We start from the raw sequence: 6336 nt of genomic DNA, 5'->3' as shown, positions 1-6336 counted from the left end.
CGGGGGGAGGGGGAAAAGCCCCTTTTATAAAAGGGGTTTTCCCCCTCCCCTGACATTACGCCTTCACACGTTTTCCAAGGAGTTTGCATGAGTCTTCGCATTGCCGCCATAGCTTCTGGCACAGGCAGTAACGTTGCCGCCATTCAGGGGCATATTGAAGCCGGGCGGCTTGATGCCCGCATTGTGGTAATTCTTTCCAATAATCCCGCTGCAAAGGTGCTGGAGTTTGGCAAAAGCCGCGGCATTCCTGTGTGGAGCACAAGCCACAAGGGCATAGAACGCGAGGCGTATGATGCCTTGCTGGTGGAGCAGGCCAAAGCCCATGGGGCGGATACCATTGTGCTGGCAGGGTACATGCGGCTTGTTACCCCTGTGCTGTTGCGTGCATACCCAGGGCGGGTGCTTAACGTGCACCCTGCCTTGCTGCCCAGCTTTCCTGGCGTGCATGGCGGTGCGGATGCAATTAATTATGGCGTGCGCTTTAGCGGCATAACAGTGCATTTTGTGGATGAAGGGGTGGATACCGGGCCAGTAATTGCCCAGGCCATTACCCCTGTGGGGCAGGGCGATACAGAAGAAAGCCTTATGCAGCGCCTGCACAGCTTTGAACATGTACTGTATGCCCAGGCCTTGCGCTGGTTGGCCCAGGGCAGGCTTGCCATTGATGGACGGCGCGTGTTGCTTGCCGCCCCGGCAGGGGGGCAGCAAAGTGCCGGGGCCTTGGTGATGCCCGGTGCCCAGGGCCACGTGCTTGCCCAACACGAGCTTGGCACGATGGGGAATAATGCGGCTGGGCCGTGGGTGGTGAGTCCCCCCCTTGATATGCCCTTGTGAGGAAACGCTGTCTTTTTCTTACTTCCGCTCCAGCGGCGGGGTACATGCTCCGGCGGGCGTGGCCGCCTGCGCCCGCCTTGTCGCTCCACGGTTCGCTATGCTCGCGACTGCCGTCTATTTTCTTCGCTCCAGCGGCGGGGTACATGCTCCGGCGGGCGTGGCCGCCTGCGCCCCGCCTTGTCGCTCCACGGCTCGCTACGCTCGCGACTGCCGTCGGCTTTAGGGAAGGTGAGTGGCAGGCAGGGCCAAAGAGCCCACCCCCCCCTTTTTTTTAACACTTGCGCCTTGCCAAACGAAAAAACTCAGCGTTTCCTTCTCCGCTCCAGCGGCGGGGTACATGCTCACGCGGTAGAGAGATATGTGGCACTTTGCCGCACCTATTAAGGGTTTGCTATAGTCTTTCCGTTATGGTATTATGCAGTAGAGACTGATTGCTAATTTTGGGAATTATTGCTAATAGTGTCCTACCGCCTGTGGCATGGCTTCTGGTACAGGGATTTTTCTAGCTATCCTTTTATATAGTCACTGCCCGGCGCGTAAAAAAAATCAACTTGCTACAACAAAAGGGGAATTTCTATGGATGATGTGGTTTTGTTGTCGCGCCTTCAGTTCGCGGTAGCGGTATTGTTCCACTTCATTTTCGTTCCGCTTACGCTTGGTTTGTCCATGTTGCTAGCCATTATGGAAACCATTTACGTGCGCACTGGAAACGAGCAATACAAACGTATGGCTAAGTTTTGGGGCAAGCTGTTCCTTATTAACTTTGCCCTGGGTGTGGTTACTGGCATTACGCTGGAATTCCAGTTCGGAACCAACTGGTCACAATATTCTGCCTACGTGGGCGATATTTTTGGCTCGCTCCTTGCTATTGAAGCAACAGCCGCCTTCTTTTTGGAGTCCACGTTTATTGCGGTGTGGCACTTTGGGTGGGAACGTGTTTCCAAGCGCGTGCACCTGTTTGCCATTTGGGCCGTTGCCATTGCCGGGAACGTTTCTGCCTTGTGGATTATTCTTGCCAACGGCTTCATGCAGAACCCAGTGGGCTACCACCTTGTAAATGACCGTGTTGAACTTGCCAGCTTCCTTACGGTGCTGGGCAACCCCTATGCCTGGGGCCAGTTCTTTCATACCATTTTTGGTGCATGGACCCTTGCCGGCTTTTTTGTGCTGGGTATTTCCGCATGGCACCTTACCCGTAAGAACGAACTGGACTTTTTCACCCGTTCTTTCAAAATTGCCTCGATTTTTACCCTTATTGTTACCGTTCTGGTGGCCATTCAGGGCCACAACCACGGTATGACAGTTGCCCGCTTGCAACCCGCCAAGCTTGCTGCCATGGAATCGCATTGGGAAACACAAAAAAGTGCCCCCATGTATCTTTTGGTGTGGCCGGATGAAGCAAACCACCGTAACCTGATTGAAGCCATACCCCTGCCCGGGGTACTCAGCTTCCTGGCCCACGGCAACTTCAGCGCTGAAGTGCTTGGCATTAAAGATGCTGCCCGTGCCGACTTTGAAGAATTTGTGAAGCGCACCGGGTATGACCCCAAGCAGCCTGTGGTCACCATGGCTGACGGCACCCAGATCAAGGCTCCGCTCACAGCGGAAACTGCCCTTCCTCCTGTGCTGCTCACCTTCCTTTCCTTCCGTACCATGGTGGGCCTTGGCACTATGTTCCTTGGCCTTGCTCTGCTGGCCTTTGTGTGGCGTGATAGCATTCCGCAGCGCCCCGGTTTTGCCCGCATCCTTGTGTATGCCATTCCGCTGCCCTACATTGCCATTATGATGGGCTGGATGGTGGCCGAAGTGGGCCGCCAACCCTGGATTGTGCATAAGCTTATGACCACCAGCCAGGCCGTTTCGCCTGTGCCCGGTTCTTCCGTGGCGCTTTCGTTACTTGCTTTTGTGGTGGTATACGGCTTGCTTGGCAGTGCTGCAATCTACCTGATTCGCAAGTACGCCAGAAAAGGCCCCGCTCCCCTGGCATAAGGCCGGCAGCATAACCTGAATGACGCACACAATACGAGGGTAAATATATGGATATATTTAGCTACGAAACCCTGCAAATCATCTGGTTTGTTTTGTGGGGGCTGCTTTGGGCAGTGTATTTTGTTTTGGATGGCTTTGACCTTGGCGTGGGCACCCTGTTGCCCGTGCTTGGCAAAACAGATTATGACCGCCGGGTCATGTTCAATGCCACCGGGCCGTTTTGGGACGGCAACGAAGTGTGGCTGATTACCGCTGGTGGCGTTACCTTTGCGGCATTCCCCAAGGCCTACGCGGTGCTGTTCAGCTCGCTGTATGCCCCGCTCCTGCTGCTTTTGTTTGCGCTTATTTTCCGCGCGGTTTCCTTTGAATTCCGTAATAAAATTGACAGCCCACGCTGGCGCAACGTGTGGGACACCATGCAGTTTGTAGGCAGCTTTGTGCCTGCCTTGCTGCTGGGCGTGGCCTTTGCCAACCTGTTCCAGGGCATTCCCATTGATGCTAACGGCGTGTACCACGGCAGCCTGCTTGGCTTGCTCAACGTATACGGCCTTGCTGGTGGCCTGCTTTTTGTGGCCATGTTCTGTATGCACGGGGCCATTTGGCTTGCTGTGCGTACTGAAAAGGGCGAACTACACGACCGCGCCATTGGCGCTGCCAAAAATGCCTGGGCAGCCACACTTGGCCTTGCTGTGGTGTTTTTGATGGCAACTGGCTACTACACCAACCTGTATGCAAACTACCACGCACTGCCTGTGCTGTGGCTGTTCCCGCTGCTTGCTGTGGTTATGCTGCTGGCAGCCCGCTTTTTCATTGCGGGCGGAGCACACTGGCTTGCCTTTGCTGCCAGCGCCCTGTTCATTCTTTGTATCACCTTTTTCGGGGTGTTCGGCATGTTCCCGGCTCTGGTGCCTTCCAACATGGACCCCGCATTCAGCGTGACCATGGCTCAGGCTGCTTCTTCCTTCAAAACCCTGCAAATTATGCTGGTGGTCACCCTTATGTTCATTCCCCTGGTTATTATTTACCAGGCATGGGTGTACACTGTGTTCTCCTTCAAACTGACTCGTGAAGAAATCATGAAGGAACACGCATACTAAGCGTTCCTGTTTTTCAGAGTACATGCCGGGCTACCCATTGCGGGTGGCCCGGTTTTTTATTGCCTGTTGCAGTGCAGGGGAGGGTGATTCATTCCTTCCTGGCTCTGCACGATGGAACCTGGCTTTGGAATGCTGCCAAGGCTTTTGCTTCCTCCTGACCTGGGATACAAAGAAAAAATGCAAAAAATGAAAAAAACACTTGCCAAGCAGGACAGTCCGGTGTAATTACTTTTTCTCACGCCGGGGTGGTGGAATTGGTAGACACGCTAGATTCAGGTTCTAGTGTTCGCAAGGACATGGGAGTTCGAGTCTCCCCTTCGGCACCATATTTGAAAGGGTCATAACTGAAAGGTTATGACCCTTTTGGTATTTTGGGGGTAGGAAGAGGGGGCTGGCATTAGCTCATTGTATTGTGCGCAACATGGTATTTACTATGTGGATAAGATGTGCCATTACGCCAGACATTCCACTGCATGAGTTATAGCGGTAAGAGCAGATTTATTCATGTAGTGCAGAGAGCGGCCCTCGGAGATTTCCGGGGGCCGCTTTGTTCTTGCTAGTAGAGGAGCCAGTAGCCAGCAAGCCGTTGTATACCTGAGTATTGTTGTGGCCTTTGCCTTCTGGCGTAAAATCGAGTAGTTTCATGAAACGATACCATTGCACCACAATGACGCATGACACCTATGGAAGGGGCCTTACATGGTTTTGGAAAACAAGCTGGGCATTACCAGCCAGATAGCGTTGGCAAGCGCAGAAGAAAAGATCAGCAAGCAAAAGGCCCGGCAGCTTTTTGAAACAGGCGCTCTTGATACCCTGGAAGTGGGCACGTTTGCCGGGCTGGCCTCCATTCACCACTACTTGTTTGCAGGCATATACGACTTTGCGGGAAAACTGCGCGAGGTGAACATTGCCAAGGGCAATTTTCGCTTTGCCCCGGTCATGTATTTGCAGCAAGCCTTGAAACATATCGATGCCATGCCCCAAAACACCTTTGAAGCCATTGTGGAAAAATATGTGGAAATGAACATTGCCCACCCGTTCAGGGAAGGCAATGGACGGGCAACCCGCATGTGGCTGGACTTGATCCTCAAAAAAGAACTCAAACAAGTGGTGGACTGGAACGCTGTGGATAAAGACGACTACCTTCTTGCCATGGAACGCAGCCCGGTAAAAGATGTAGAGATTAAACACCTCCTGAAACAAGCCCTTACCGAGAATATCCACGATAGAGAGCTGTATATGAAAGGTATAGACGTAAGCTATTTTTATGAAGGCTATAGCGAGTTCAGGACTGGGGAGTTGTAGAGGGGGGGGGCCTTCTTGATTTTTGGCCCAATTTGCCCACAATCTCTCCCATGTTTTTATGCATAGCGCTTAAACAGAAGAAACCCTACTCTTTGGAGCTAGTTGAAAGGGGTAGAGTACGTAAAGAGTAAAACTGCGGGGGAAGTATGAACGATGGATTGTGGTTGCTGAATTGGGAGAAATGTCTGTATCCTGAAGGATATCAGTGTGATATTGCACAGTACCGTCTGCTTAAGGAATGTTCAGAAAGCAAATGTATTACTAAGTGGAATGAATGGCGGGAAAGAAACCCTAATACAGAAATATGGCTGCAAGGTGCAAATCTATCACAATGGGATCTTCAAGATGCAGATTTTTCTAATGCTAACTGTGAAAGAGCGCATTTTTGGAAGGCCCACTGTGAGAGAGCATTGTTTCAAGACGCTAACTGTGCTGGAGCGTCATTCCAACAGGCCTACTGTGAAAAAGCAGAGTTTAATCTCGCTCATTGTGAAAAGACTCGTTTTTGGAAAGCCGACTGCAATAACGCATGTTTTTGCAATGCTTACTGTGACCAGGCTGACTTTACTTTGACTCATTGTCAAAAGGCAGAGTTTGATTTTGCTGATTGCGGAAATAGCGTTTTTGCAAGTGCCAATTGTGAAGGAGCTAATTTTTCTAATGCGTCTTGTGAGGGCGCTCTTTTTGTCTATGCCAATTGCGAAGGGGCAATTTTTGATAGAGCTAACCTTAATAATGCATGTTTTTCCAATGTAATAGTCTCTTCTCGTTCCAGTTTTTTGGAATGTAAAATGAATAGAAACACACTATTGACCAACTCTAGTCTTTCTTCCATTATGACAGAATCTGGCACCCGTGCGTTGTTGGAACGAAATATACGGCAGGCTGAATGGGAAAAATGGTATGTGGATCATCCCATTCAGAAATGGCCTGTTCGATTTTTTTGGCTGATTTCTGATTACGGTTACAGTACTGGAAATGTAATTCTATGTTTTTTTGCTACATGGGTTATTTTTTCTTCGCGGGTTCAACTTCAAAGTGCAACACCCGCTGTTTGACTGTTAGCGTATTCCCAAAAAGTTGTATAGGGGTTTTTGAACCCCAGGCACTT

Annotated in this window: 5 protein-coding genes and 1 tRNA gene; all 6 read left to right on the top strand. The window is 51.2% G+C overall.

Annotated elements, in window-relative coordinates:
• Positions 1-87: 87 nt before the first annotated feature.
• On the top strand, positions 88-834 hold the full coding sequence (gene purN, locus G497_RS18110) for a phosphoribosylglycinamide formyltransferase (protein WP_084516283.1): 747 nt from the start codon (positions 88-90) through the stop codon (positions 832-834).
• A gap of 576 nt (positions 835-1410) precedes the next feature.
• Positions 1411-2823, top strand: coding sequence for a cytochrome ubiquinol oxidase subunit I (locus G497_RS0112390; RefSeq protein WP_034637888.1), 1413 nt, complete (start codon positions 1411-1413; stop codon positions 2821-2823).
• Positions 2824-2870: 47 nt separating this feature from the next.
• The gene (gene cydB / locus G497_RS0112385) at positions 2871-3920 is read left to right on the top strand and encodes a cytochrome d ubiquinol oxidase subunit II (protein WP_027188376.1); all 1050 of its coding nucleotides are present in this window, start codon (positions 2871-2873) and stop codon (positions 3918-3920) included.
• A gap of 239 nt (positions 3921-4159) precedes the next feature.
• Positions 4160-4246, top strand: a tRNA-Leu gene (locus G497_RS0112375).
• Positions 4247-4619: 373 nt separating this feature from the next.
• Entirely contained in the window at positions 4620-5225 is a 606-nt protein-coding gene (fic, locus tag G497_RS0112370; protein ID WP_027188375.1) for a protein adenylyltransferase Fic, read from the top strand.
• A 146-nt stretch (positions 5226-5371) separates the two neighbouring features.
• Positions 5372-6283, top strand: a complete 912-nt coding sequence (locus G497_RS19955) for a pentapeptide repeat-containing protein (protein WP_084516282.1) — start codon at positions 5372-5374, stop codon at positions 6281-6283.
• Positions 6284-6336 lie beyond the last annotated feature (53 nt).

Source organism: Desulfovibrio cuneatus DSM 11391, assembly GCF_000430005.1.
Classification (GTDB): domain Bacteria; phylum Desulfobacterota; class Desulfovibrionia; order Desulfovibrionales; family Desulfovibrionaceae; genus Frigididesulfovibrio; species Frigididesulfovibrio cuneatus.
The sequence above is the reverse complement of the archived record's forward strand: the minus strand, read 5'-3'. Positions and strand labels throughout refer to the sequence as shown.